At 44.2% G+C, this 26,582-nt stretch carries 16 protein-coding genes and 2 riboswitches; of the genes, 7 read left to right on the forward strand and 9 right to left on the reverse strand.

Annotated elements, in window-relative coordinates:
* Positions 1–136 precede the first annotated feature (136 nt).
* Positions 137–955, forward strand: coding sequence for an aldo/keto reductase (locus LX73_RS01385; protein WP_148897673.1), 819 nt, complete (start codon positions 137–139; stop codon positions 953–955).
* A 154-nt stretch (positions 956–1,109) separates the two neighbouring features.
* Here LX73_RS01385 and LX73_RS01390 read toward each other — a convergent pair whose 3' ends face one another.
* From LX73_RS01390 to LX73_RS01405, 4 genes are all read right to left on the reverse strand, one after another.
* On the reverse strand, positions 1,110–1,826 hold the full coding sequence (locus tag LX73_RS01390) for an acyl-[acyl-carrier-protein] thioesterase (protein ID WP_148897674.1): 717 nt from the start codon (positions 1,824–1,826) through the stop codon (positions 1,110–1,112).
* Between the two features lie 222 nt (positions 1,827–2,048).
* Positions 2,049–5,081, reverse strand: a complete 3,033-nt coding sequence (locus LX73_RS01395) for an efflux RND transporter permease subunit (RefSeq protein ID WP_148897675.1) — start codon at positions 5,079–5,081, stop codon at positions 2,049–2,051.
* A 28-nt stretch (positions 5,082–5,109) separates the two neighbouring features.
* Positions 5,110–8,388 (reverse strand): efflux RND transporter permease subunit, encoded by a 3,279-nt coding sequence (locus LX73_RS01400; protein ID WP_148897676.1) that lies wholly within the window; start codon positions 8,386–8,388, stop codon positions 5,110–5,112.
* Positions 8,389–8,409: 21 nt separating this feature from the next.
* A complete protein-coding gene (locus LX73_RS01405; protein WP_148897677.1) occupies positions 8,410–9,465 on the reverse strand; it encodes an efflux RND transporter periplasmic adaptor subunit in 1,056 nt (351 codons plus the stop codon).
* 514 nt (positions 9,466–9,979) lie between these two features.
* Positions 9,980–10,219: riboswitch (cobalamin riboswitch) on the forward strand.
* A 26-nt stretch (positions 10,220–10,245) separates the two neighbouring features.
* Between LX73_RS01405 and LX73_RS01410 the strand changes: the two genes are divergently transcribed.
* The 6 genes from LX73_RS01410 to LX73_RS01435 all read left to right on the forward strand — a co-directional run bounded on the left by LX73_RS01410 (position 10,246) and on the right by LX73_RS01435 (position 20,830).
* Entirely contained in the window at positions 10,246–11,433 is a 1,188-nt protein-coding gene (locus LX73_RS01410) for an ABC transporter substrate-binding protein (protein WP_170245549.1), read from the forward strand.
* A 19-nt stretch (positions 11,434–11,452) separates the two neighbouring features.
* Positions 11,453–12,517, forward strand: a complete 1,065-nt coding sequence (locus LX73_RS01415) for an iron ABC transporter permease (RefSeq protein WP_148897679.1) — start codon at positions 11,453–11,455, stop codon at positions 12,515–12,517.
* Positions 12,517–13,536, forward strand: a complete 1,020-nt coding sequence (locus tag LX73_RS01420; protein WP_148897680.1) for an ABC transporter ATP-binding protein — start codon at positions 12,517–12,519, stop codon at positions 13,534–13,536. The genes LX73_RS01415 and LX73_RS01420 overlap by 1 nt, the downstream gene beginning before the upstream one ends.
* A gap of 49 nt (positions 13,537–13,585) precedes the next feature.
* Positions 13,586–13,795: riboswitch (cobalamin riboswitch) on the forward strand.
* A 34-nt stretch (positions 13,796–13,829) separates the two neighbouring features.
* Positions 13,830–15,770 (forward strand): TonB-dependent receptor plug domain-containing protein, encoded by a 1,941-nt coding sequence (locus LX73_RS01425; RefSeq protein WP_148897681.1) that lies wholly within the window; start codon positions 13,830–13,832, stop codon positions 15,768–15,770.
* Positions 15,771–15,780: 10 nt separating this feature from the next.
* Complete coding sequence (locus tag LX73_RS01430; RefSeq protein ID WP_148897682.1) at positions 15,781–16,845, forward strand: YncE family protein; 1,065 nt, start codon at positions 15,781–15,783, stop codon at positions 16,843–16,845.
* A 373-nt stretch (positions 16,846–17,218) separates the two neighbouring features.
* A complete protein-coding gene (locus tag LX73_RS01435; RefSeq protein ID WP_148897683.1) occupies positions 17,219–20,830 on the forward strand; it encodes a vitamin B12-dependent ribonucleotide reductase in 3,612 nt (1,203 codons plus the stop codon).
* A 358-nt stretch (positions 20,831–21,188) separates the two neighbouring features.
* Here LX73_RS01435 and LX73_RS01440 read toward each other — a convergent pair whose 3' ends face one another.
* From LX73_RS01440 to LX73_RS01460, 5 genes are all read right to left on the reverse strand, one after another.
* Positions 21,189–22,022, reverse strand: coding sequence for a 1,4-dihydroxy-2-naphthoyl-CoA synthase (locus LX73_RS01440; protein ID WP_148897684.1), 834 nt, complete (start codon positions 22,020–22,022; stop codon positions 21,189–21,191).
* A gap of 22 nt (positions 22,023–22,044) precedes the next feature.
* Positions 22,045–22,857, reverse strand: a complete 813-nt coding sequence (locus tag LX73_RS01445; RefSeq protein ID WP_211359336.1) for an alpha/beta fold hydrolase — start codon at positions 22,855–22,857, stop codon at positions 22,045–22,047.
* Positions 22,854–24,554, reverse strand: coding sequence for a 2-succinyl-5-enolpyruvyl-6-hydroxy-3-cyclohexene-1-carboxylic-acid synthase (menD, locus tag LX73_RS01450; RefSeq protein ID WP_148897686.1), 1,701 nt, complete (start codon positions 24,552–24,554; stop codon positions 22,854–22,856). Before menD ends, LX73_RS01445 begins: the two co-directional genes overlap by 4 nt.
* Positions 24,547–26,001 (reverse strand): isochorismate synthase, encoded by a 1,455-nt coding sequence (locus tag LX73_RS01455; protein WP_148897687.1) that lies wholly within the window; start codon positions 25,999–26,001, stop codon positions 24,547–24,549. The genes menD and LX73_RS01455 overlap by 8 nt, the downstream gene beginning before the upstream one ends.
* Positions 26,002–26,153: 152 nt before the next feature.
* On the reverse strand, positions 26,154–26,408 hold the full coding sequence (locus tag LX73_RS01460) for a DUF4290 domain-containing protein (protein ID WP_148897688.1): 255 nt from the start codon (positions 26,406–26,408) through the stop codon (positions 26,154–26,156).
* Positions 26,409–26,582 lie beyond the last annotated feature (174 nt).

Consider the following 26,582-nt stretch of genomic DNA (forward strand, 5'->3'; position numbering starts at 1 on the left):
AAAAAGTTACTTAACAAAGAATAAGTCTTTTAGATTGGTGTTACTTTCCATATTTTTGGATGAATTATTCATTTCTTTAGCGTGTTGTTTATCTTCTTATTAATCTTAACTAAAGTGGAGTTTATTTTTACCATCAATGCAATATAAAAATATACAGGGTTTGGATGTGCCCGAAATAGGTCTCGGAACCTATAAGTTACACGATCGGCAGTGCGAACAAACAGTTCGAACTGCACTAGACATAGGATATCGTCATATTGATACTGCACAAATGTATAAAAATGAGCAGGCCATTGGCGAAGCACTTAATGTATCTAACGTTCCCAGGGAAGATATTTTTCTAAGCACTAAAATCTGGCATACAAATCTCGAGGCCGATGATGTACTACAGACAACCGAAGAGAGCCTCCGTCAGATGGACACCCCCTATGTGGACTTGTTAATGATTCACTGGCCTAACGAGCAGTATGATTTACGTGCTACCATTGAATCAATGTTAGTACTGCGGGATCAGGGTAAGGCCATGAACATTGGAGTCAGCAACTTTCCTCTTCCTTTACTTAAAAAAGTAAATGAGGAAATTCGTGCTCCCATTTTCTGTAATCAGGTCGAATTTCATCCCTTTATTGATCAGCTTGATCTGCTGGACTATGCTATCGAAAATGATATTATGGTCACCGCTTACAGTCCGCTGGCACAAGGCAAGGTTACTGAGAATGAACAGATGAAGCAGATTGCTGAAAAGTATGATAAAACGCCGGCCCAATTGTCGCTACGCTGGCTGATAGAGCAGGAAAATGTAGTAGCTATTCCCAAAGCATCGAGCGAAGAGCATCTGCAGGAGAATTTCGAAGTTTTCGATTTTTATCTCGAAGATGAGGATTTCGAAGCTATTGACCAGTTCGAAAAAAATACGCGTTTGGTTAATCCAAGCTTTGCTCCCGATTGGGGATAATTGTTTTGACCATTTCTAAACATTGAGATGTTATGCTGGATTGATTTCAGCATCTATTGAATGCCGCAAGTTTTGAACTTGTGGCATTTCTATTTTGATCTTTTTTACACCCACTACTCGGCAACGAATACTATCTAAGACGTTAGCTTAACGTTTAGGTCGCATGGGCCAAGGCCAGTACGGCTTCATCAGAGCGGCGCTTGATTTGAAACCGCTCTTTGGGGGTTGAGGTATATTCGGCAATTATATTATCTCCAAGTACGGCTTCTGCTATAAATTTGATATCTATTTTGGATAGCTTTTTATCCTCAGGCATAGAAGAAAGCGCCCATTCAATATATCGCACGTTATTGACGTGCTCATTGAGGTCCAGATCGGTCTTTCGTACTTCAAACGAGTTAGAATGTTCACTATTTCCAATCTCCTCGAATGCAGGATCGGTAACTGGCAGAACGTGCTCCGTATCCCGAGGCACATTTTGCAATATATCTTTTGGGATTCGTATGGGACGCCGTTTATCCATATCTAAGATGAGCCAATAGCTCAGGGATTTGCCGACAGTATGGCCACTTTCATCAAGCAATAAAAAATCGCGGTGGGCACGGAGTCCGTCTCCCCCTGACGGCCAGGTTTTAATAGTAATCGTTTCTCTCCAGTCGGGGAAACGATGGATCTGTATGTTGAGACGGTGCAACACCCATGTCATTTTTTGTTGCTGCAGATCGGTAATATCAAATTCAAGCTGCAGGGCATGATTACCGGCTACTTCTTGCAGTAGGCTACAGATGGCCGCCAGTGTAGCTTTTTTATCTGCCCCGATTTCGGATGCACGAATCTTGAATTCCTCTTCATAAATGAATTGTTGCGGCATAGTGTTATATTAAACTCCAAAAACAAGAAAGTAAGAGTTTCGTATCCCTTTGTGAAATAACTGCAGACATCTTGGCCCGGATTATTCACTACAGCATGAGATAGAGGTAAGCTCTTTCACTCATTCACGCTCGCAAAGTTCATTTTCATGCATTTTCTGTTTTGCTATGAATAGCTACTAATCGGGAGGTTTTAAGTTACACATCTGAGAGGTATTTATAATCTAATCACTAGTACCGCTGCGCCACACTCTGATGCCCCAGCATTTTATATCATCCAGAATTAGATATACAGCGGGGAGAATAAAAAGGGTTACGACTGTTGAAAAGGTGAGTCCCCCGACAATAGCTCGTGCCATGGGAAAGTAGGGCGGACCGTCACCGCCAATTTGTGTATTGCCAAAGCAAAGTGGAAGTAGTCCCAAGACGGTAGTGGCGGCCGTCATCAGAATGGGACGCATGCGGTCTCGTCCGCCAGTAATGATTGCCTCGAAGCGTTCCAAGCCAGATTGGCGGAGCTGATGAATATGATCGATCAGCACAATGCCATTGTTGACGACAATACCCATCAAAATAAGGATACCTATCATAGCCATGAATGAAAAGGTGGTGCCTGTCATCATAAAGAACCAGAAGACCCCAACAACGCCAAAAATGATGGAAGTGATAATGCTGGATGGGAATAATACAGATTCAAACAGGGAGGCCATCACCAGATAAATTAAAAAGATAGCCAATAGCATATTAAGCATCATCTCATTCATGGCATTTTGGTCCTGCTCAAAACTACGTCCCTTGTTCCACCCATAGCCTGCGGGATAGTTAATCTGATTTAGAACAGGGAAGATACGTTGTTCAGCTTCGCTCTTAGTGATATCATCCAGGTTAATTGTGATACCAAGCGATGTTTGACGATTTTCTCGCTGGATGCTTCGGGGACCCGAACTCATTTGATAGTCTGCGAGGGAGGAAAGAGTCACCGTATTTGTATCCGGAGTATTTACCGGCAGAGCCATCAGGTCTTGTATCGTTTGTCGATCGGATTCCTGCATGCTTAACACTACGTCGGTTTCGCCGTAATCCCCGCGGACTCTCCGCAGGTTGATACCTCGCATGGAATTAGAGACAATACTTGCCACCTGTTGAGTGGAAACTCCCACATTACGTGCTCGTTGTCGATCAACCTGTAGTTGTACTTCTTCGGTACCGGTTTCGGCTTCTGAGCGTACATCAGCCAGTCCGGGCACATCCTGCAGGCGGCGGACAACCTCATCAGCCAGTTGTGTAAGCACTTTTGAGGATTCACCGATCACAAAAACACGCAGTTCGTTTCCGCCCGTGCGATCGCGGTATTCAAATGAAGGCTTGCCGATAGCAAGTTTTGGAAGCTCATCCCCAATAGCCTTTTTAATGGTAGTCACATCTTTTTCAGCCTCATCGTCGCCAGTCAATAAAATGGTAGAAGTGGCACTGTTGGGCTCGAAATAGGAATAGACAGCATCAATTTCCAGCTCTTTCTTATGTGCATAAAGATACTCCTCAATTTTTGTTACCGACTCTTCGACGCGCTCAAGTGTGTAGCTATCGTTGATATTATAGTGTAGATACAATTCCCGTGATTCGGAAGAGGGAAACATATCGATATTAGTAATATTCATTGGGATAATGACGCTCAAAAGTGTTCCGAGAATAATGAATGAGGAAGTATATCGCCGTTTGAGCAGCCAAGAGAGCGCACCGGAATACCAATCCTGTAATTTGTTAATGATATGTAATTCATCAGTTTGCTCTGGTGGAGCACTGCGTAGTGTTAGCAACGGAATAACAGTCAGCGAAATAAGGAGGGAAGCGGTAAGAGCCAAAATGATAGTTACAGCAACGTGGTACAGCTGGACGGCAATCATAGATTCTTCACTAATAATATTCGGCAGGAATACGATTATCGTAGTTAAGGTACCTGCCGTAACAGCCATGCCTACCTGCTTGACGCCCTGTTTGACAGCCTCTTTTTTATTATCAATTAGGTGCTGGTTTCGATGGATATTTTCGGTTACTACAACAGCGTTATCTACAAGCATACCTACCGCCAGCATTAGCCCCATCATTGATAAAATGTTGAGAGATAAGTCCAAGAAATATAGTAGTCCCAGCGCAACAATTAGTGAAAAAGGCACGGCTAGGGCTACTATAAGGGTTGTGCTGATGCGGCGGAGGAATAGGTATAGAATAAGAATAGAGAACAAGGCGCCCAGCAGACCTGCTTTAAAAAGTTCCCAAAGTGAACTGACAATCCCTTCAGCCTGATTGTTCATTTCAAAAATTTTAATACCGCGCATCTCAGGGAGTTTGTTAACGGCATCAATTTCGGAAAGTACGCGTTCGCCTACAGCCACCGTATTGGCTCCCGATTCTTTAAAGATATCCAGACCGATAGCATATTTTTGATCAAGATGACGTCCGTAATTTCGATCAGGTTTCCCGTAACTGACAGTAGCAATGTCGCTGAGTTTCAGCTGGTTAGGTCCCACCACCAAGCGGGCAAAATCTGCAGGAGTTGTCAGCTCTCCGGTAGGACGAACTAGATATCGCTTACCGGCTTCTTCTATGTTACCTGCTGTTACCGAAAAGTTTACTTCCCGAAGGTTTTGGCTTAAGGAATTAAGATCAACATTATGTGCTTTAAGCCGCCCGGGGATAAGTTCAATGCGGATTTGTTTTTTTTCTACGCCATATAGATCAACCTGCGCCACCCCGGAGAGGCGTTCAATGCGCTGTTTTAAATTACGATCAAGCAGATCATAGGCGTTAGAAAGATCCCGCTTACTGGAGATCCGAAGCGTCATCATTGGTTCATCTTGTGCCGAAAATTTATTGATGGTAAAACGTTCCAGATCATCGGGAAGCTGGTTGCGAATACCGTCAATTTTTTCTTTTACCTCCATCGCTTTCAGGCTGATGTTAGAGCCCATCTTAAACTCTACAAAAATGCCGGCTTGGTTTTCACTTGATGTAGAATTAATCCGCTCGATACCGCTAATCGTAGCGATGGCCTCCTCAATGGGACGCGCAATATTTTCTTCAATTTCTTGAGGTGTTGAGTTGGGATAGGGCACGGTAACATAGGCTCCGGGGAAGGAAATATCGGGGAAATATTCTAGCGGCACCATGCGGCTGGCAATGATACCTATCACCACAAAACTGATAAATATCATAATGGTGGTTACCGGCCGACGAATTGAGATATCAGTGATCTTCATAGTTTTGGCAAGTTTCTAATCAGATAGATTAAACTTCTGATTTTGGTTCTATATCATTATACACCTTGCGATCCATGATAGCGTACATCGTTGGGATGACCACTAGCGTTAGTAGTGTGGCGACAATAAGACCTGCAATTACGGTAATAGCCATAGGTGCACGCAGCTCTGCACCGTCTCCAAATCCCAGTGCAAGCGGCAACAGCCCCAGCGCTGTGGTAAGCGTTGTCATCAAAATGGGACGTAGTCTCGACTTGCCGCCTTCCAGGATGGCTTTAATTTTGCTCATACCTTGTTCGCGAAGCTGGTTAATCAGATCAACAAGTACAATAGCGTTGTTTACGACAATACCGGTAAGCAATATGAGACCAATAAATACGACTACGCTGATGGTAGAGCCGGTAATCCAAAGCCCCAGTATGGCACCTACTAGCGCCAACGGAATCGTAAAAAGGATGATAAACGGGTGTAAAAGCGATTCGAACTGTGAGGCCATCACCAAATAGACCAGAAATACTGCTAGTGATAATGCAAATAGCAGTGACTGAAATGAATCAGACATTTCTTCGTTTTGTCCGCTTATACTGGCTTGCAGACCGCTGGGGATCGTCGTATTGTCAATAATAGATTGAATTTCTTGCGCCGCTGATCCCAAATCACCATACTGCAAATTGGCTGTAACCAGTGCCACTCGCTGCTGCGCAACTCTCCGGATTTCACTAGGTCCGTTAGCGATTTTGATATCTGCAATACTTGAGAGTGGTATCGGAGATCGACTGTCTGGATTAACAATAAGATTTTTGATATCAGCAAAGGAGGAACGATCCTGTTTTTTCGCGCGGACGAGCACATCAATTTTTTCGTTTCGCCACGAATATCGAGTGGCTACATCACCGCGTACTTTACTAACAACAAGATCAGCTACCTCGTGAACCTGCAGGCCCAAAGATGCTGCTTTTGAACGATTAAAATTGATTTGTATTTCGGGATTTCCCTGTTTCATTGTTGATTTTACATCCGTGAAGCGGTCTTTGCCCTCGATTTTATGCAAAATTTTATTACTGACAGTGGTAAGTTTATCCAGGTTATATCCGGTTATTTCTACTTCAACTGGTGTCTCAAAGGTAAAGAGTGATGGACGCGAAAAGTTATATTCCAGCCCGGGGATACGCTGCAGGTCAGCCCGTAGCTTATGCATAGTTTCCTCCTCAAGTGGGCGGTCCGCAGCGCCAGCCAGTGTTACATTAAGCTCTCCCCAGTTTTCGCCGCCCTGGCTGGGACTGGCGTCCAACTGGTTACCTGTTCCTGCTACTGCAAAAGTCGTGTTGATAACTGATATATCTTGAGCTACATGCTGTACTTTTTGGAGAGCGCGGTCGGTTTGTTCAATAGGTGTACCGGGCGGAAGCTGAAATTCTACATTAAATTCTCCCTGCGAAAGCGAGGGGATTAACTCCATCCCAAGTTGTGGGACCAGCATTAGCGTACCGAGCAGTGATAAGAATGCAAAAGAAATAACGGCAAACCGATGGCGCAGCGACCACCTGAGCAGGTTCGGATATCGTTCTTCAATAGAAGAGAATGCGTCGTCAAAGCCGTTGAGTAGGGGAGTAATTAACACCGATATCCATTTGCTGATCGTATGTATTATCTTTTTGCCAACACCGATACAAAATGCGGGTATAGTTTCGAATACAAAGAGACGTGTTTTGCGCAACCATCCGCCTACTTTTGTTTTGGGCTCACGAAGTTCAGGTTTTTTAACTTCAGGCTTTTCTCGGCCCGCCAGTGACGACATCATGGGGATGAGCGTGATTGCTACAACTAGTGAGGCCAGCAGTGAAAAGGTAACTGTAAGTGCCTGGTCACGGAATAGCTGACCCGCAATGCCGTGAACAAAAACGAGGGGAAAGAATACGGCAATAGTTGTGAGGGTAGAGGCAACAACCGCCATTCCCACTTCCCCCGCGCCGTCTTTGGCAGCCTGTAGCGGACCTTTACCCATCTCGCGATGCCTCGATATATTTTCGAGCACTACAATAGAGTTATCTACCAGCAGGCCAATTCCCAGGGCAATACCACCCAGCGACATAATGTTGAGAGTGATATCATTGCCGTACATCAGGTTAAAAGTGGCAATGACCGAAACAGGAATAGAAAGCGAAATGATAACAGTAGCCCACAAATTGCGAAGGAACAGGTACAGGATGATGACAGCTAAAATACCGCCGATAATACCTGCGTCCACAACTTCGCCCACAGCTGATGAAATAAAGGTAGATTGGTCATAAATTTTTGTTACCGCCATGCCTTCGGGCAATCGTTCGGCGATATTGTCTATTTGGGATTCTACATTTGACGCTACATTTACCGTATTGGCATCGCCCTCTTTATAGATTGCAATTTCAACTGCCTCTTGTCCGTTTAGGCGTGTAATAGCTTTGCGCTCCTTGTATCCCTGAGTAATGTCAGCAAGATCTTTTAAATAAACGGGTGAACCGTTATTGCTGGTCACTACCACGTTCTTAATATCATCAATATTTTGGAACTGGTTGAGCGTACGAACCAGATATTGTTGGGTCCCTTCTTCCAGACGTCCACCGGAAAGATTGACATTTTCTGCTTCAAGTACCCTTGTAATTTGTTGTATAGGGATATTCAAGTGAGCCAACCGCTGTTGATCAACAGATACTTGTATTTCTTCCTTGAGTCCCCCGCTTATTTTTGTTGATGCGACTCCCAGTGCCGACTGCAAATCTTTTTTTATTTGTTCATCAGCAAATCGGCGTAGCTTTTTAAGTTGAGTTATGTTCTGCCGAGATGAATCCTGCTTTGCGGCAACTGATGCAATGATATCATTTTCGGATTCATCATCTTCCAGGTAAAAGGCGTACCTCATAATAGGGTCAAGGGTGGGATCAAACCGTAAAATGACCGGTTGCTCTACCTCCAGTGGTAATTGCAATGCATCAAGTTTTTCGCGTACGTCGATACTGGCAAAATCCATATCGGTACCCCATGCAAACTCCAGCGTTACATCAGACTGGCCCGATCTTGAAATAGAGCGTACCTGCTGTACATTTTTTACAACACCCAGTGCTTCTTCAATAGGTTTGGAAACCAAGTTTTCAACTTCTGCAGGCGCCGCTCCTTCAAATTCAGTGCGGACAGTTAAAGTAGGATAACTGAGCTCAGGAAGTAGGTTAATATTTAGTCGGCTGAGGGCAACGAACCCAAAGAGGATAATGCCGATAGTGAACATTGCAATCGTCACTTTTCGCCGGATGGAAAAATCAATCACTTTCATAACTTGCGGATACTTATCTTATTAATCTTCTACAATTTTAACCAGTGCACTGTCTTGCAGGCTGCTTTGTCCCACAGTTACGACAGTATCAGCAGGCTGCAATCCGTCTGAAATTTCAACAGCGTTGCCATTTTCATATCCTACCTGTACCTGTTTGCGAAATGCCATGTTATTTCGGATGACAAATACATTACTCGTTTCGTCTTCGTTAATGATGGCATTTTTAGGGATAGTTGGCGTATTAAGATGTGTGTCATACACAATCTGCACTTGTCCAAACATGCCCGGTTTTAACCGACGAGATTCATCTTTGACTGATACGGTAACCTCAAATGTTCCAGTCTCGGAATCTACCGTGGGACTAATACGCAACACTTTGCCTTCAAAAGTCTTGTTGGCTACGGCATCAACTTGTATCAGTGCCTGTTGGCCTTTTTGCAATTTTTCCATTTCATGCTCTGGAACGTTGAGGACGGCCAGGAGAGGGTCAAAATCAGTAATCTGAAAAACTTCCTGATCAGCATTGATCATATTGCCTTTTTTGATCAGGCGCTCTGAGATGACACCCGCGATGGGCGCTCGAATGTGAGTATATTTAACCTGCAGCTTGGCTAGCTCATAATCTGATTGTTGGGCCTGATATTCATACTTGGCATTTTCATATTCTTGAGCGCTGATGAGCTCTTTCTTATATAATTCTTTCTTTCGGTTAAGGTCATTTTCAAGCCGATCCATTGTTGCCTTGGCGCGCTTGGCTTCGAGCTGTAGTTGCTCATCCTCAAGTTCTGCTAATACGGTTCCTTGTTGTACAACATCTCCCTCTTCAACGTGGAGCTTGTTAACAATTCCCCGAACTTTGGATACTACCATTGCTTCTTCATCGGCTTCAAGGGTAACGGTATTGGAGTAATAAGCCGAAATATCATCGGTTTTTACGGTAGCGACTTCTACGGGTACGGTAGCTGTGGAATCTTCGTCAGCAATATTTTTGGATGATGATGTAGAACTGCACGAAGAAATGACAACTACCGAAAGCCCGACCACACTAACTACTGCCCATTGCAAAAAATATTTCATAATATTCTACGCATTTGAATTGTCAATTATTTGCAATCTAATACGCTGGCAGATTTAAAAATGTTACAAAAAATTATTTTTATGGGCGTTTAAAGCTTTAAAAGTGTGATTTTGAGTGGATTCTAAGTATTTAGGGAAGGGATAGAAAAACGCTTCTGTAAGGTATTGTTGAGGAGTGTCTCTACTGTATGAATGGCAGCCAAGAGATTTTCAGTGATATTGATAGGCGTGAACTTTTACTGGGTAATGATCCGTTCCCATGTTTTAAGTTAGCCGAATTTACAGCAAGTATTTTGAACGAATCGGTGTGCTGATCGAAATGCTACAAGCATCAACAAGTTGCTAAAGATAATAGCAAAAAATTATGTAAGGGCAAGATTATATTCGCTTTGACATCACATACAAGCATATTATTGGGGAGATTATCCTTAGGTTCACTGGTCTATCAACGGGATATCGAAATTAGCTTATCAGCGTTAATACCGTTATTATCAGAGTCACAAAAATAAATCCTAATGTACTGATTTGATACGGTTCTGAAGATCTTGTATCTGAGATTCAGTTAAAATGGGAATCCGGTGATCTATTCCGACAGCTGTCGGAATCAAGAGTCCGGAGCAGTCCCCGCTGCTGTAAGCTCTCCGCACAATTCGGTGCGCATTGAGGTTAATAAATCCACTCCTGTTTTTTAGACAGGGGGAAGGTGCTCAAAAGTAGAGTAAGCCAGAAGACCTGCCGTTGTCAATGAAGGAAAATGCTTTCGGGAGAAAAGCTGTATCCATGATTCAACGATTATCATCTTTCCTGCACGTTCGTTCATTTCTACTGGTTCTGTTTGTTGTAATAGTAGGTTGGGGATGCCAATCTGCTGATCCCCCCCAAGATAGCCAGCAATCTGCTACTGTTGATTCGGTTCGATTTAGCCATCAGGTGCACGCAAAGTATGCCGATGGATTCCAGATCAGCTACCACCAAAACTATAAGTTGCTTGAAATTCTGAAGCCGTTTCAAGATCAAGTGGACACTCTGCGTTACTCATTGGTTCCCAGAGAGATAGCTGATCAAATACAGGTCAAAAATACCGAGGAAATTGCTATCCCTGTCAGAAGTCTTATTGCCACTTCTACCACTCATCTGGGTCTTACAGAAATGCTTAACATCAATGGAATTATTACCGGCATGGTAGGTGCTGAATATGTGTACAACCGGCAAATAAGAAACAGATTTAAAGAAGGAAAAATCACCCGGTTTACCTCTGGAGAATTCAATAAAGAACAGGCTATGGCCATGCAGCCTGATTTGCTAATGATCTCAGGCGGAGAGTCTTCACAGTTCGATAATTATCGTGTGCTTATGGAATCCGGTATCGACGTAATGGTAAACTCCGAGTGGCTGGAGACTACGCCCCTGGGCAAGGCTGAATGGGTAAAAGTAATGGCTGCACTGGTTAACAAAGAAAAATTAGCAAATCAAAAATTTGGAGCGGTTGCAAAAGAGTATAACCGTTTGAAGGCCGCCACAGATACAGTAGGTCAGAAACCATTGGTCATAAATAATATGCCCTATAAAGGAGCCTGGTTTGTTTCAGGCGGAGATAGCTTTACAGCCCGATATCTGAAAGATGCCGGTGCTGACTATCCTTGGTATTCATCTAGTGAAACTGGTGGATTGCGGAAAGATTTTGAAGCCGTTTATGAAAAGGGGTTGCAGGCAGACGTTTGGTTGAATCCCGGTGCGACAACATCAAAAGAAGAAGTTCTGGCCAAAGATGCTCGGTTTAAGGATTTTAAATCCTACCAAACGGGCAGAATTTATAACAATAACCGTCGCCTGAATGAGTCGGGCGGCAATGATTTTTGGGAATCTGGCGTGGTGCATCCCGAAATACTTTTGGCCGACCTGATCAAGATTCTTCACCCTGAGTTAGTGCCCGATCACGAGTTGTATTATTATCAACAATTGGATTAACCTTTTAACTGAATAATTGATGAACGAAGACCCCATACATAACCGAAGGGGAGGTTATTCGCTATATTTTGTACTGCTAGCCACTGCGGTTGTAGTACTCTTTGTGCTTAATCTGGCACTTGGTTCGGTAGACATCCCCATCGGAGATATTGTGGCAATATTAGGTGGTGGAGAGGTAGGTAACGGGGCATGGCATAAGATTGTAATCAATATTCGTATTCCCCGGGCTGTAACAGCTATTTTGGCAGGGAGTGCGCTCTCGGTGGGAGGATTGCAGATGCAAACATTGTTTCGCAACCCGCTGGCGGGTCCTTCGGTATTGGGAATTACCGCAGGTGCCAGTTTGGGAGTAGCTATCGTAATGCTTGCTGCCGGTACAATCACCAGTATTTTTGCCATCCAACAGTTCTCGGCGCTTGGCAGCTGGTTAATCGTAGGTGCTGCCAGTGCCGGTGCCGCAGGGGTGTTGCTTCTGATCTTATTGATATCCATAAAGGTACGGGATAATGTAACCTTACTTATCATTGGACTTATGATTGGCAATATTACCATCGCCGTGGTAAGTGTTTGGCAGTATTTTAGTAGTCCGGAGCAAATTCAGGATTACCTGATTTGGACCTTTGGAAGTCTTGGCGGTGTGCCGCTCAATCAGCTGTGGATTCTAGGAGCTGTAACAATTGTGGGCGGTGGACTAGCACTGGCTTTATCAAAACCGTTAAACGGTTTGCTGCTGGGTGAAAACTACGCTCGCAGCATGGGCCTGTCGGTTACCGCTTCGCGCATCTGGATTATTGTAAGTACCAGTCTGCTGGCTGGTGGAATTACAGCCTTTTGTGGTCCCATTGGGTTTGTAGGTATAGCAGTGCCGCATCTAACGCGTTCGTTGCTGGGTACTAATGATCACCGCGTGCTTATTCCAGCAACTTTGCTGATGGGTGCACTGTTGCTGTTGGCCTGTGATATCATTGCACAAGTGCCCGGCTCATCAACTACGCTGCCCATTAGTGCAGTCACTTCAATGGTAGGTTCTCCTGTCGTTATTTGGGTCATTATTCAGCGAAAAAATCTAAAGGCCTCATTTTGATGGATAACCAAGAAATCATATCGACCCGTGATTTATCTATTGGATTTCCACCTGCCGGGTCACAAACTTCGGCTACAGTTGTAGGATCAGATATCAATGTAAACTTACAAGGGGGCGAAATTGTGTGCTTGCTGGGGCCCAACGGATCGGGTAAGTCCACACTTATTCGCACACTAGCTGGCCTGCACAGGCCGCTGGATGGAAGAGTACAGCTGAGCGGACACAATATTGACGAGCTGGCCAACCGGGAAAAAGCGCAGCAAATAAGTACGGTATTGACCGATCGACTGACGATTGGAAACCTGAGTGTCTACGAGCTGGTTGCCTTTGGTCGTTCTCCCTATACCGGCTGGTTTGGATCGCTTACCGAGCAGGACGAAGAAATTGTAAGCTGGGCCATTCGATCCACCGGCATTGAGCATTTTGTAGATCGCGATGTCCTACGAATCAGCGACGGGGAGCGCCAGAAAGTTATGATTGCCCGAGCGCTGGCGCAGGATACAGAGGGCATCTTGTTGGATGAACCTACGGCCCATCTGGATTTGCCTAACAGGGTAGAAGTGATGCGACTTCTGCGGAAGTTGGCTCATCAAACACAAAAGGCCATTTTGCTTTCTACACATGAACTGGATTTAGCTCTGAAGGCAGCGGATACCCTTTGGCTTATAAACCGCAAGGGACAGGTAATAACCGGTACACCTGAAGATTTAGTGCTCGACGGTACCTTCGAGGCAGTTTTTGAGCGCGACAGTTTTGATTTCGATCGCAGTACGGGTTCTTTTACGCTTCATCATCCCCAAAAGGAGCCAGTGCATCTGACGGGCGATACGGTTGGCGTATTTTGGACGCGCAGAGCTCTTGAGCGAGAAGGGCATCGAGTAACTGAGTCTAACGGAACTGAATTGCAGGTTAAAGTGCAACAGGATAGCAATACATTTAGCTGGCAGTTTATAAAGGGAAATACGACCACTCGTTGCGAATCCATGAAAGCACTACTCGATGAGCTGAATGACAGATGATTTTATTTTTTTAGTTTCAATTGATCCATAAAGCTGCTAAGTTTACACGCTCTTTGAAATAGCAATTGGTTCCCTATGAAAATAGGGTGAAAAGGGAATTTCGTGCCTTCGAGTATTCGGAGAAGTCGAAAGCTGTACCCGCAACTGTGATTCCATCATTATGTTGCCTCTTATCTTGTTACCACTATCCGTCGGTTGGCGGATGGGAAGGTAAGGCAACAGGAAAAGCCAGGAGACCTGCCTATTGATACTATTTCGAAAAACTTTCGGGAGTTAAAGTTTGAGAAGTTACCATGTTTTCTAGACCTATTTTACGTATCTCACGTGTATTTTATGTAGCCATTGCTTTGGCATTGCTGCCGGTCGGCTTTACTCATGCCCAATCTGTACTTGCCGATACGCTCCAGCTGGATGAAATTACGGTCGTTGCCACTCGTATCCAGCAGCCGCTTGAATATCAGCCAATCAATATTGAACTGATTGATTCGGCGCGCATTGGCATGTTGGAAAATCGGGATATTGGAGAGATATTAGCGGCCGAATCATCATTGTTTATTAAACAAAACGGCCCGGGTTCATTTTCAAATGCATCTCAACGTGGACTCTCGTCCGAACAAATTCAAGTACTTTGGGAAGGAATACCCATTAATAATCCCATGTTGGGTCAGAATGATCTGTCGTTGCTACCGGCTAGTTTCTTTTCGGACATCCAGGTCAGCTCGGGTGTGCCAAGTACTGCTTTTGGTGGTGGCAGTCTTTCAGGTGCACTATATTTGTCTTCGGATTGGGAGCAAGGCAGCCGCATCTCGCTGCAGCAGAGCGCAGGTTCATATGGGCAGCGGCAGACTTCTTTAAATGCTCGGTACAATACAGGACTCTGGCAAGTAGGAGTGCGCAGTATGTTGTCGCGATCAGAAAATGACTTTAGCTATTACAATCGTGCTTATAATCGAGAGGAACAAAGAAGTCACAATCGCACTGAACGAGAGAATTTGATGACCTCGGTAAAACGTAAACTGGACAAAGGGTCGTTGGAATCGACCTTTTGGATTACAGACAGTAAAAATCAAATTCCCGGAAGTGTTATTAGTCCATCGCCCAAGGCTCGGCAAGAAGATCAATCATTGCGTTGGTTAAGTAGTTACAATAGCCGGTGGGGCAAAGCCAAAATATCCCTCACAAATTATCTAGAGCGTGTAGAGTTAAACTACTTTGATCCTGAAATTGATACGCACAGTTTGAGTACGAACCGACGCTGGCTAATGAGTGCAGATATAAAATTTCAGCCCTCGACGTTTGTACAGTGGAAGGGAGAAGTCAGCGGTGGAATAACGGGGGTACAAACCAATAATTATACATCTGATAAACAGCGGCAACAGCTGAGTGTGCTGGCCAATCCAGTGATAGTTGCTTTGGATAGTAAATTACGGTTATATCCGGCGCTCCGCTTTGATGCTTACAGCGATTTTGGGAGTGTTGTGAGTCCGTCGCTGGGCATCAACTATGAACTGATAGAAGAAACAGTATTTTTAAGAGGACAGCTGAGCCGCGATTTTAACCCACCCACATTTAATGCTTTATACTGGGCTCAGAGCGGTAATCCTAATCTTGAGGCCGAGCGCAGTAATTCTTTTGAAGCAGGCCTTGCTGTCATGCCATCAAAGACCAGCTTTAGTTTCGCTTCTGCTCAGCTTACTGCTTTTTACAGCCGCATTTCGGATGGCATACGCTGGTTCCCCGGTAATAATGGAGTGTATTCACCTTCAAATGTTGAGCAGATTACTTCGCAAGGACTGGAGGCTCAACTTAAAAACATTCTTTCTTTTCCGGCGGGTTTGCAAATTAGCCTGCGTCAATCAGGATCTTTTACAAGTACTGAAATCACCGAGCCTCGTTTCTCGGGTGATGGTGCCGTAGGACACCAACTGCGCTATGTACCCAAATGGAAGTACAAGGCATCGCTGAGCATCAAAAAAGGTATGGCTAAAGCGTTGTTGCAATACCAATGGATAGGCCGCCGCTATACGACCGATACTGAAAGTATCAGCAATTCACTTGATCCCTACCAGGTTACTGATGCGACTTTGCAGCTACAAAAGTCTGTGGGCGGATTTCGATTTACAGCACGAGCAGGAATCAATAATATTTTTGGAACGAATTATGAGATTGTCCAATGGTATGCCATGCCGCAGAGAAACTACAATTTTTCACTCACTACAACTTATCAATTCTAAAATTTAAGTTATGTCCAAACGATACTTTTTATTCTTTTTACTCATCTCTTTTGTAATTACAGCCTGCAGCGACAACGGTAACGAACCTGATCCGTTGGAAACAGCATCCGTATATTTGATGAATCAGGGCAATTTTTCTGATGGTAATGGATCGGTTACAAATTATGATCCCCAAGACGGTAGCGTATCCAAACAGTCTTTTAAAAATACCAACGGACGTCCTATGGCAGGTATCATTCAGTCGGCCCATGTCAAAGATGGACAAATGTATATCGTGCTAAACGCTGCTGATAAGATAGAAGTAGCGAATAGTCAGAATATGCAGAGTACTGTGACCATGGAAACGACTCTTCCCCCCACAGCTATTGAGGTTCTTGATAATGGACTGGCATATGTAACGACTCTGGATTTCCAGGCCAGCACTGATAGTGTATTGGTTATGGATTTAAATTCGATGGAGCAAACCGACCAGCGTATTGCCGTTGGTACTTCACCGCGTGATATTGTAGAAGTTGGTGATCGTGTGTATGTGACAAATAGCGGCAGTAATTCGATTTCAGTCATTAATCCAAAAACACAAACGGTAGAGCAGACTATGAATGATGTTTGCACAACGCCCAGCGAAATGGCTGTTGATAGTGAAGATCGTATTTGGGTGGCCTGTAACGGGCAAGTTTCATACGATTCAAATACTGATGACACTCCGGGCAGTATATATGTACTGGATGGACAAACAGGACAACGTATAAATACGATAGAATCGCCGGATATTGCGGCTACTTCCGGTTTTGTATATCGACTAGAACTAGACAGTGAAAATGCGACTGCCTATTTACTTAATGATGGCATATCCACGATAGATATGAACAATTTTACGCTTTCTGATCAAAAACTTATTGATCGATCGTTTAGTGCCATCGGATTTTTTGGTCCGCAGCAACGCCTATATCTGGGCCAAAGCAATGGTTTTAGTCAGCCAGGCAAAACCGTACTTTATGATACTAAAGGGGCAGCAGTAGATTCATTTTCAGCGGGAATTGCTCCACAGGAATTTAAGTTTATAACTGGTAGGTAAAACCGATCTCGCACAACGATATTTTTTGATTTTAAAGGTCCGCTATTAGAATTATCAAAATAGCGGACCTTTTTTATTGATGAATTCGATTGTTAAATCATTTAAAAGCGGACTACAATATCCCCCCTCATTCAAAGCCTTGAAGTTATCCACATTTTGTTAATAATAAGCTAAAAAACAATGCTTATTTTGCTTGGGATTCTATCCTCGATTGTGGATAACTCATCCTTTTTGTGGAAAAGTAATTGCTGTTTTTCCTTGCCGTAAAGCACCAATCTTTTATATTAATTATTGCGTCAGGCAATAGATATAGTGCTTTTGAAAAGCCTTCCAAATAGTCAAAATATTAGTCAAGTAAACTGGAGATAAATATATGGAATTCACACGTTTTTATACTCAGGAAGAGTGGGATAGCCCGTTTGGGGATATGGAATTTGAGAGTCGAAAATCGGAGATCAAAAATCCTGACGGCTCTGTTGTCTTTAAACAAGAGAATGTTATTGTACCCGAAGATTGGTCACAGGTATCGACCGATGTAATGGCACAAAAATATTTTCGAAAGGCTGGGGTGCCAAAAGAAACCAAAAAGGTAAAAGAGAAGGGAGTACCGAAATGGATTCAGCGGTCCGAGCCTGATGAAGAAGCGATGAAAGATATTGATGAAGATGATCGATTTGGCGGTGAGCAAGACAGCCGTCAGGTGTTTCGTCGTCTGGCCGGTTGCTGGACGTACTGGGGCTGGAAACATGATTATTTTGATTCGGAAGAAGAAGCAAAGATTTTTCATGATGAGCTCTGTTATATGCTGGCTAATCAGATGGCTGCTCCGAACAGTCCGCAGTGGTTTAATACGGGCTTGCACTGGTCTTATGGCATTAATGGTCCGTCGCAGGGTCATTATTATGTAGATGGCAAAACCGGCGAACTCACTAAGTCAGATGATGCCTATTCGCATCCTCAGCCGCATGCTTGCTTTATTCAAAGTATTGATGATAATCTCGTCAATGAAGGCGGTATTATGGATCTTTGGGTTCGCGAGGCCCGTCTGTTCAAGTACGGCTCTGGAACGGGCAGTAATTTTTCCAAAATCCGCGGTGAAGGAGAGCCGTTGAGTGGCGGTGGTCATTCATCAGGTTTGATGAGCTTCTTGAAAATTGGTGATAAGGCAGCGGGTGCTATCAAGTCGGGCGGTACGACCCGACGCGCAGCTAAGATGGTGACACTGGATCTTGACCATCCGGATATTGAAGAGTATGTCAACTGGAAGGTACGCGAAGAGCGAAAAGTGGCTTCCATGGTAACCGGATCCAAAGTGCTGGAAAGTCATCTCAAGAAAATTATTAAGCTGTGTAACAAGCCGGTGGAGATTGACGGTCGCACCTTCAACGGAGCGGTAAGTCGTGATCCTTCAAAGAATGAAGAGTTGGGTAAGGCTATTAAAGAAGCTAAAGAAGATGAAGTGCCGCTTAACTATATTGAACGTGTGGTACAGCTGGCGGCCCAAGGATTCACAGATCTGGAATTTGAAACCTATAACACCGACTGGGATTCAGAAGCATATCGCACGGTGAGTGGACAGAATTCCAACAACTCTGTGCGTATTCCCAATAAGTTTATGAAGGCCGTCCAAAATGATGAGGACTGGAATTTGTATTGGAGAACGGAAAAACGGAAGGCCGCCGAAGAGGGTCGGGAGCCGGAACCAAGCAAGACGCTCCGCGCCCGTGAGCTGTGGGATGATATTTCTCAGGCAGCTTGGGCTTCTGCCGATCCGGGAGCGCAGTATCATGATACGATTAATGAGTGGCATACTTGTCCCGAAGATGGACCGATTAACGGCAGTAATCCGTGTTCAGAGTATATGTTCCTCGACAATACGGCTTGCAACCTGGCATCACTGAATTTAATGAAGTATTTCAAGACGGAAGAGTGCCAGGAGTTTGATGTAGAAGCTCTCCGCAATGCATCGCGGTTGTGGACGGTCGTGCTGGAGATTTCGGTACTGATGGCCCAATTCCCATCCAAAGAAATTGCTGATCTCTCATACAAGTATCGTACGCTGGGTCTTGGGTTTGCTAATATTGGTGCCGCGCTGATGGTTCAGGGTGTTCCATATGACAGTCCCAAGGGATGTGCCATTGCCGGTGGACTGATGAGCATTATCCACATGAATGCCTATGCAACCAGTGCCGAAATGGCTGATGAGTTGGGTACGTTTGAACGGTACGAAGCCAACAAAGAGCACATGTTGCGCGTAGTTCGCAATCACAAACGTGCAGCATATAATGTGGATCCCGATGAGTACGAAGGATTGACGGTGAAGCCGATGGGTATTGATGCCAATGAATGTCCCGATAATCTGCTGGAAGCGGCGCGCGAAGATTCTGATAAAGCCGTAGAAATGGGAGAGAAGTACGGTTACCGCAATGCGCAGGTAACGGTGATTGCTCCAACGGGCACTATTGGATTGATAATGGATTGTGATACTACCGGCATTGAACCTGATTTTGCACTGGTTAAGTTTAAGAAACTAGCCGGTGGCGGACACTTTAAAATTATCAATCAGGCTGTGCCCAGAGCGCTAGAGAACTTGGGATACAGCCCTAAAGAACGGCAGGACATCATTAATTATGCCAAAGGGCATGGTACGCTTGATGGTTGTCCCCATATCAATGAAGAAAGCCTTCGTGAAAAAGGCTTTGGCGACAAGCAGATAGAGGCAGTCGAAGAAGCTCTGCCAAGCAGTTTCGAAGTGAAGTTTGCCTTTAATCAGTGGACATTGGGTGAAGATTTCTGCAAAGAAGAACTTGGTCTAACGGATGAAGAGCTTGCTAATCCCAAATATGATATTCTCAAGCATCTCGGATTTTCTAAAGAGGAAATTCAGGAAGCCAATAAATACGTTTGCGGTACGATGACGGTAGAGGGTGCTCCGCATTTGAAAGATGAGCACTTGCCGGTCTTTGACTGTGCTAATCGCTGTGGACGTATTGGTACCCGATATATTAAACCCGGTGGACACATCCGAATGATGGCGGCTGCGCAACCGTTTGTTTCGGGCGCGATTTCCAAGACTATTAACCTGCCAAACGAGGCTACGGTTGAGGATTTCAAGGATGCCTACATGCAGTCTTGGCAGCTAATGCTCAAGGCTAACGCCCTTTATCGCGACGGTTCGAAACTCAGTCAGCCGCTGAACAGTCTCAGTGATGTCTTTGAAGACTTCGACGAGCAAGAACTGGATGAAAATTCTGCTGAAGGGCAAGACAAGGTGGTAGAGACGGCCGAGAAGATTATCCATAAATATGTGGCCGATCGCCAGCGGCTGCCAAGTCGTAGAAGCGGTTATACGCAAAAAGTTAAAATTGGCGGACAGAGCGTGTACTTGCGAACCGGCGAATATGAAAACGGCCAGCTCGGTGAAATATTTATTGATATGCACCGCGAAGGTGCGGCATTCCGCAGCCTTACGAACTGCTTTGCTATTGCCATTTCGCTTGGCTTACAGCACGGTGTTCCGCTTGAAGAGTTTGTGGATGCCTTTACGTTCACCAAGTTTGAGCCCAGCGGAACGGTCACCGGTAGTCCGCATGTGAAGATGACCACTTCGGTTATTGATTATATTTTCCGAGAGCTGGCAGTGACCTATCTCGGTCGTGATGACCTGGCGCATGTTCCTGCAGAAGATGTAATGTCACGCAAAATGCGTCCGTCTGAAGAGGCTGAGCAGGCGCGGGAAAAAGCGAATCGGATAGATCCGGAGCAGTCCGGAACCCAACAGCAATCAGATGCTGTAGCACAGCCTGAGCCGGCGAAAGAAACGCAGGCTGCAGGTGATGATGACAGTTATCAAAGTGATTATGAGCAGGCCAAAGAGCTGGGATATACCGGCGACTCATGTCCCGAATGCGGAAGTATGACGATGGTCCGTAATGGAACTTGTCAGAAGTGCATTACCTGTGGTTCAACCACTGGCTGTTCGTAAGATGAGATAATTTAGAAGTTTTAAATATGGCAAGTCTCAAAGACTTGCCATATTTCTTTTATAAAATAAAACTTTAACCCTGGCAGGACCCAAGTCCTGTCAGGGTTTTTATAATGCGATGAAAAATGTTTAAGTCCTAAATTAACCTAAATTAGATTTGTGATGAGGTTATTTGGATTTGGAGAAATAGCAGTACTCTTTTTCTATACTAATCCTATCTTTTGGGCTGGAATAAAAATTAATGACATTGCAAATGCCTAAGATAGGCAGAGCGGTTTTTTAAAAAGGATTTCGGAAAGTCTCGAAAGATCACCCGATTAGCTTCAGAAAACTTTTGAAGTTACCTGAAGCTTTATGACTATCCAATCCAGGGATAATCATCCCAGTTGGGCTTGCGTTTTTCGAGAAAAGCATCACGTCCCTCAGCTGCCTCATCCGTCATATAGGCCAAGCGGGTGGCTTCGCCAGAAAATATCTGTTGACCCACCATACCGTCGTCCACTAAATTAAAAGCATATTTTATCATGCGAATAGCCGTAGGACTTTTCTCCAGGATTTCTTGTGCCCACTGATAAGCGGTTTCTTCTAGCTCATCATGTGGAACTACTTTATTCACCATCCCCATATCGTAAGCCTCTTGGGCAGAGTAGTCACGGCCGAGGAAAAAGATTTCACGTGCTTTCTTCTGTCCCACCTGACGTGCCAGCAGTGCTGAGCCGAACCCGCCGTCAAAGCTGGCCACATCGGCATCGGTTTGTTTGAAGATAGCATGCTCTTCACTGGCAATTGTCAGATCACAGACTACATGCAGGCTGTGCCCACCTCCGACAGCCCAGCCGGGCACCACGGCAATAACGACCTTGCCCATAAAGCGGATCATACGCTGCAGGTCAAGTACATTGAGCCTTGGCGTTCCGGCATCATCTTTATAGCCGGCTTTGCCGCGAACGTTCTGATCGCCACCGGAGCAAAATGCCCAGCCTCCATCTTTGGGTGATGGACCTTCACCGGTCAGCAGTACAACGCCAATGTTGGAATCTTCGCGGACATCCAAAAAAGCATCCTGTAGTTCAAACAGTGTTTTGGGACGAAATGCATTGCGGATTTCCGGTCTGTTAATGGCAATACGCGCTACGCCGTTGGATTTTTTGAAAGTGATATCTTGATATTCGTTGACGGTTTTCCATTCCATAGCAAGTAATGGTTTTGAGTAGTTATAATGTTACAAAATGTTCAATTTCTTGTATCAATACTGATGGATTATCTAGGTGTACGCGATGGCCTGCCGGGATAGATGAAAATGTAGCATCGGGTAATTTATCAACAATTGACATATTAATCTGCTGATATTTTTCATCCGCCGATCCGGCTATCAATAGTGTTGGCAGATCTAACTGGTTAAGCTCATTGCAAACTGGTGTCATGGCCCCGCTGCCAAATCCACCCAGCGAAGCGGCTAGGGCAGGAGGTGATTGTTCTGACTGAATGCGTTGATAGTTGTCAATGAGAGACGTATTTGTTGGTAATGGAGATTGAAACAGCTTTAGTTTTTTCCAACTGTTGAGGAAGGCTTCAAAATCGTCCTTTATTGCTTTGCCTCTTTCAGCATCTACTGCTCTTCGTTCTTTCCGATTGTTGCTGTCGGGGATTCCACAAGTAGTACTTTCCAGAATTAATCCACGAAAAAGATTTGGATGAGTTAAGGCTATTTTTAGTGCCAGTCGGCCGCCCATGCTGTATCCATAGAGCCAAAGTGGGGAATAATTCAGATTGGAAATAAGTGAAGTGATATCGCTAATTTGTTGCTCTTCCCGATAATGTTTGGGATGCTCAGGAGTGGCGGATTTTCCGTGCCCCAATAGATCTACAGTTATGGGATTACAAAAAGTACATAATGGTTCAATAAGATGATCATATACCCGGTGATCGCCCATAAAGCCGTGTAGCATAAGTAGATAAGGCACTTCATCATTTTGTTTATGGACCTTATACGCGTAACGGGAACCAGCAATATTTGTTGATTTCATATCCGGATATTCCATAGTCTATTGCGCAATTTCATAGAGGCGTCGGTATTAGTCGTGCATTCAACAACCGAGCATCCCGGATGCTGGGCTATCCAGTCAGAAACATCAAAGTTTAAAAGTTTGGAACGGGAGTCGATCTTTTGATAAGGTATATTATGGGAGGTAGTCAGGGATGAAATATCAGCTGCTTGTGGTGTCTCAAAGTAGGGTTCAAAATATTCTTCCTGATCAGCAATGGGTAGCATCCGAAAAATAGAACCGCCGCTGTTATTAATCACGATAATGACCAGTGGTTGGTCGACCAATTGATGGTTGAGCAAGGCATTGGAGTCGTGCAGAAAGGCAAGATCACCCGTAAATAACACCAACGGTTTCTGACTGCCAATAGTTGCCCCGATGGCAGTGGAAGTGACGCCGTCGATGCCACTCACACCACGATTTGTTACTATGGATTGACGGCCAAAGCGTGCAAATAGGGACTGATCCCGGGCGGGAAAGGAATTGGAAATTGCGATGGTGTGCTCATCCGGAATGTCGGGCAGAATCTGTTGGTAAATATGTCCGTCTGTAAGGGGCTCAATGTCATCAGCCATGGATTGAGCCTGTTCAAAAAATGACTGTTCTGCTTGTTTCCATTTTTCCAGCCATTGATCTGGCTTTTGGGAGGTATTGCTGGTATCAAATGTCTTGCCATCCCATTGAATTCGTTTCGTAGTAGTATTAAAGATATCGATATTTCGGTCCGTATCGGCAAAGTAAATATGGTGATTCGCGTGCCATTGTCGTACAGCCTGTAGCACACTTTTGCTGGCCGGTTGAAGCCCAAAGCGTAAAATTAAATCAGGTTTTAGCTCCTCAATATTTTCTGAGGATCGTAAAAAACCGTCGAATCCCTGAATATCGCAATCAGACTCGGGATGTCCATACTCAGAAATAACCGGTGCCTGTAGCTTTTCAGCAAGAGCGAAGATAGGTTCTGACGAAGAAGAAGCCGAGAGTTGTCCAACAATTATCAGCGGTCGTTCAGCTGTTTGTATGATATTCTGTGAGAGGCTATCTGTCAGATCAATATTAATTTCTTTTGATGAATTGGAAACAGAACTTTGCGGTGTCAGCTTTCTGTTTTCTGATGTTATTTTCTGCAGGAAATCAGGATCAGGCTGGAGTGGTTTTCGGAATGGAAAGTTTAAATGTGCTGTCCCTTGGTTCTGCCGGGAGGCTTGAAAAGCTTGTTTTGTCAGTTCTTTCAGGGTTCCTATACTTCCATTGGCAGGTTCACCTATATCCTTATAAAATACCGGGTAGTTTCCATAAATATGCTGCTGATTGATGGCCTGGTTGGCACCTTTAGCAACTAACTCTTCCGGTCGGTCAGCGGTAGCTACAATCATGGGAATGCCGGATTGCTTAGCTTCAATAACTGCAGGATAATAGTTGGCAACAGCAGTGCCGGAGGTACAAACTAAGACCGCTGGAATGTTAGTTGCCTTGCCGATCCCCAGAGCTGTAAAAGCCGCTGACCTTTCATCTAAAATAACGTGTTTCTTTAAGTAGTTGTTGGCAGCGGCAGCGAGGGTAAGGGGAGTAGAACGTGAACCAGGAGAAATAATGACATTCTGTACACCAAAAGATTGAAGCTGTCTAAAAAAAACGGTACTCCAGTAAAAAGAATTATTCCCGGGTTTTAGATCAGTCATACGGCAGGGCAGAAAGCATTGGCTTTAATTTAAGATTGGTTTCTTCCCATTCTGTTTTGGGATTAGAATCAGCGACAATACCACAACCAGCGAAAAATGAGATGTTGTTCTCCGTCAATAAGCCACTGCGGATACCTACGGCGAACGTAGCTGTGCCACTGCTGTTAAACCATCCTACCGGACCTGCATACCAGCCGCGGTCAAATGTTTCCAGTTTATTAATGTAAGGAGCTGCTTTTTCCCATGGATAACCGCCCACAGCAGAGGTGGGATGTAGTTGTTCAATGACGTCTAGAATATGGACGTCTTTTTTAAGTTCTGCCCGGATGGGTGTGGAAAGATGTTGAACATTCGACAACTTTTTAATTTCTGGGCGCCCATTTAAATTAATTGATCGTGTAAGAGGGCGAAGTCGCTCTTTAATATCTTTAACTACAAAATTGTGCTCGCTGATATTTTTGGAACTTTCGGCAAGGTGTTCTTCTAAAAGAGAATCTTCGGTAGCAGTTTGTCCCCGTCGCATGCTGCCAGCCAGGGCCTCAGTTTGTAGTCGCTGTTGGCTAATGGAGCCAAGCCGTTCAGGTGTGGTGCCCAAAAAGGTAGCATTTTCCGGCTGGTGGACTAAAAAATTATAACAGTTGGTATATTGTTTCCGAAAATTATTTAACAGTTCGGTGGGTATTATTGATTTGCTAGCCGGAATGCTAACTTGTCTTGCTAGTACAATTTTATCGAATTCATTGTCGGCGATAAGCTGCTTGGCTTCTCGTATAGAAGATTCCCATCTATGATATTCTCCATTATTTAAGCTAGCCGTGCCAAGTTCAGAAAGGTTCGATGAACTTATTTGGGTTTTTTTAGTATCGATGGTACCGATATGATCACCATTTTGAATCTTTTTGAGTTGTGCTAAAAGATATCGGTACAATTGCTCTCTGTCATCCCAGTGAGATAGCTCAACTCCGAGAGTTACAATGCTGTATTTTCCATCTTTAATGATGGCCCATTTGGGAATAGTAAATGATGCCGGCTCAAATGATTTCCAGTTGTTGTTAGCTATGACATCAAAAAAAGAAAACCCGCCCAGAAATATTGTACCGTCATATCGATGATTAACCGCCGAAAATTCTTTTATTGAATTTTCGATGGTGTCAACAGCAGTCTGTATTTGCTGGAAACGCTCTGGGCCATTGCCGGTAATTGTTTGTACCGTTCCTTGAGCAGCAATAGCAAAGGTGTCAGCCGGATGTTCCCAATAATATTGAAACTGATCATTTTGCCAATTTATTTCCAAATAGGCCAGGGGATCAATGGTTTCAACTGTGAAGCTAAAAGTGGCGAATTTGGGCAGGGTGCCTGAAAAAAGCTCGTCCAAAAAGTCTTCTAGCAAATTATTTTGCTTATCCCCGATAATTTGATCGGCCGACAATGAAACTTGTGGGCTCATAAGTATATAAGCACGTTATTAATGGATTTTCATAACTTTCAATATAAATTGAAAATTCGACTTTCCATAATTTGGTGGCAATAAATAGTTTGGGGGACAGATGTTTTCGCTGAGCTAGATATTTTAGCCAGGTAGAGAGTTCTAGCTAACTACTACTCATTAAATGGATTGGTAATGCCATATTCAGTGGGATCATAGTCGGCAAGATGGAAAAAATGATTCCAGGCTTCCTTGCTGTCACCGTTTTCATCAACCCATCCTGGGTGACTTTGTTTAATAAGTCCTACGGCACGCTCAGCATATTCAATACGTTCGTCTTCATCTTCAATACGGGGCAGGGAGTCAATCATTCTGTCAAGATTGTACCCGCAATCAAAGTCTTTTGGCTTTTTTTGTTCTACAAACATTGAAATATTGTTATGTTAATTAATTGGAGTCAGAAGATAACAGAGTTCACGGCCCGAATAAAGTACTTCTCAAAGATATATATTTTTTTGCTTTTTCATAGCTGAACTTTTTTCGGGTTGATAGCTCAAAATTCCTATATTTGATCACTTTCAAATCAGAAACAATAGGTAAGC

The organism is Fodinibius salinus (genome assembly GCF_008124865.1).
GTDB lineage: Bacteria > Bacteroidota > Rhodothermia > Balneolales > Balneolaceae > Fodinibius > Fodinibius salinus.

What these genes read in the sequence shown, in the direction of transcription:
- LX73_RS01385 (WP_148897673.1), top strand. Translation starts at nt 137, where the DNA reads ATGCAATATAAAAATATACAGGGTTTGGATGTGCCCGAAATAGGTCTC.
- LX73_RS01390 (WP_148897674.1), bottom strand. Translation starts at nt 1,826, where the DNA reads ATGCCGCAACAATTCATTTATGAAGAGGAATTCAAGATTCGTGCATCC.
- LX73_RS01395 (WP_148897675.1), bottom strand. Translation starts at nt 5,081, where the DNA reads ATGAAGATCACTGATATCTCAATTCGTCGGCCGGTAACCACCATTATG.
- LX73_RS01400 (WP_148897676.1), bottom strand. Translation starts at nt 8,388, where the DNA reads ATGAAAGTGATTGATTTTTCCATCCGGCGAAAAGTGACGATTGCAATG.
- LX73_RS01405 (WP_148897677.1), bottom strand. Translation starts at nt 9,465, where the DNA reads ATGAAATATTTTTTGCAATGGGCAGTAGTTAGTGTGGTCGGGCTTTCG.
- LX73_RS01410 (WP_170245549.1), top strand. Translation starts at nt 10,246, where the DNA reads ATGATTCAACGATTATCATCTTTCCTGCACGTTCGTTCATTTCTACTG.
- LX73_RS01415 (WP_148897679.1), top strand. Translation starts at nt 11,453, where the DNA reads ATGAACGAAGACCCCATACATAACCGAAGGGGAGGTTATTCGCTATAT.
- LX73_RS01420 (WP_148897680.1), top strand. Translation starts at nt 12,517, where the DNA reads ATGGATAACCAAGAAATCATATCGACCCGTGATTTATCTATTGGATTT.
- LX73_RS01425 (WP_148897681.1), top strand. Translation starts at nt 13,830, where the DNA reads ATGTTTTCTAGACCTATTTTACGTATCTCACGTGTATTTTATGTAGCC.
- LX73_RS01430 (WP_148897682.1), top strand. Translation starts at nt 15,781, where the DNA reads ATGTCCAAACGATACTTTTTATTCTTTTTACTCATCTCTTTTGTAATT.
- LX73_RS01435 (WP_148897683.1), top strand. Translation starts at nt 17,219, where the DNA reads ATGGAATTCACACGTTTTTATACTCAGGAAGAGTGGGATAGCCCGTTT.
- LX73_RS01440 (WP_148897684.1), bottom strand. Translation starts at nt 22,022, where the DNA reads ATGGAATGGAAAACCGTCAACGAATATCAAGATATCACTTTCAAAAAA.
- LX73_RS01445 (WP_211359336.1), bottom strand. Translation starts at nt 22,857, where the DNA reads ATGAAATCAACAAATATTGCTGGTTCCCGTTACGCGTATAAGGTCCAT.
- menD (WP_148897686.1), bottom strand. Translation starts at nt 24,554, where the DNA reads ATGACTGATCTAAAACCCGGGAATAATTCTTTTTACTGGAGTACCGTT.
- LX73_RS01455 (WP_148897687.1), bottom strand. Translation starts at nt 26,001, where the DNA reads ATGAGCCCACAAGTTTCATTGTCGGCCGATCAAATTATCGGGGATAAG.
- LX73_RS01460 (WP_148897688.1), bottom strand. Translation starts at nt 26,408, where the DNA reads ATGTTTGTAGAACAAAAAAAGCCAAAAGACTTTGATTGCGGGTACAAT.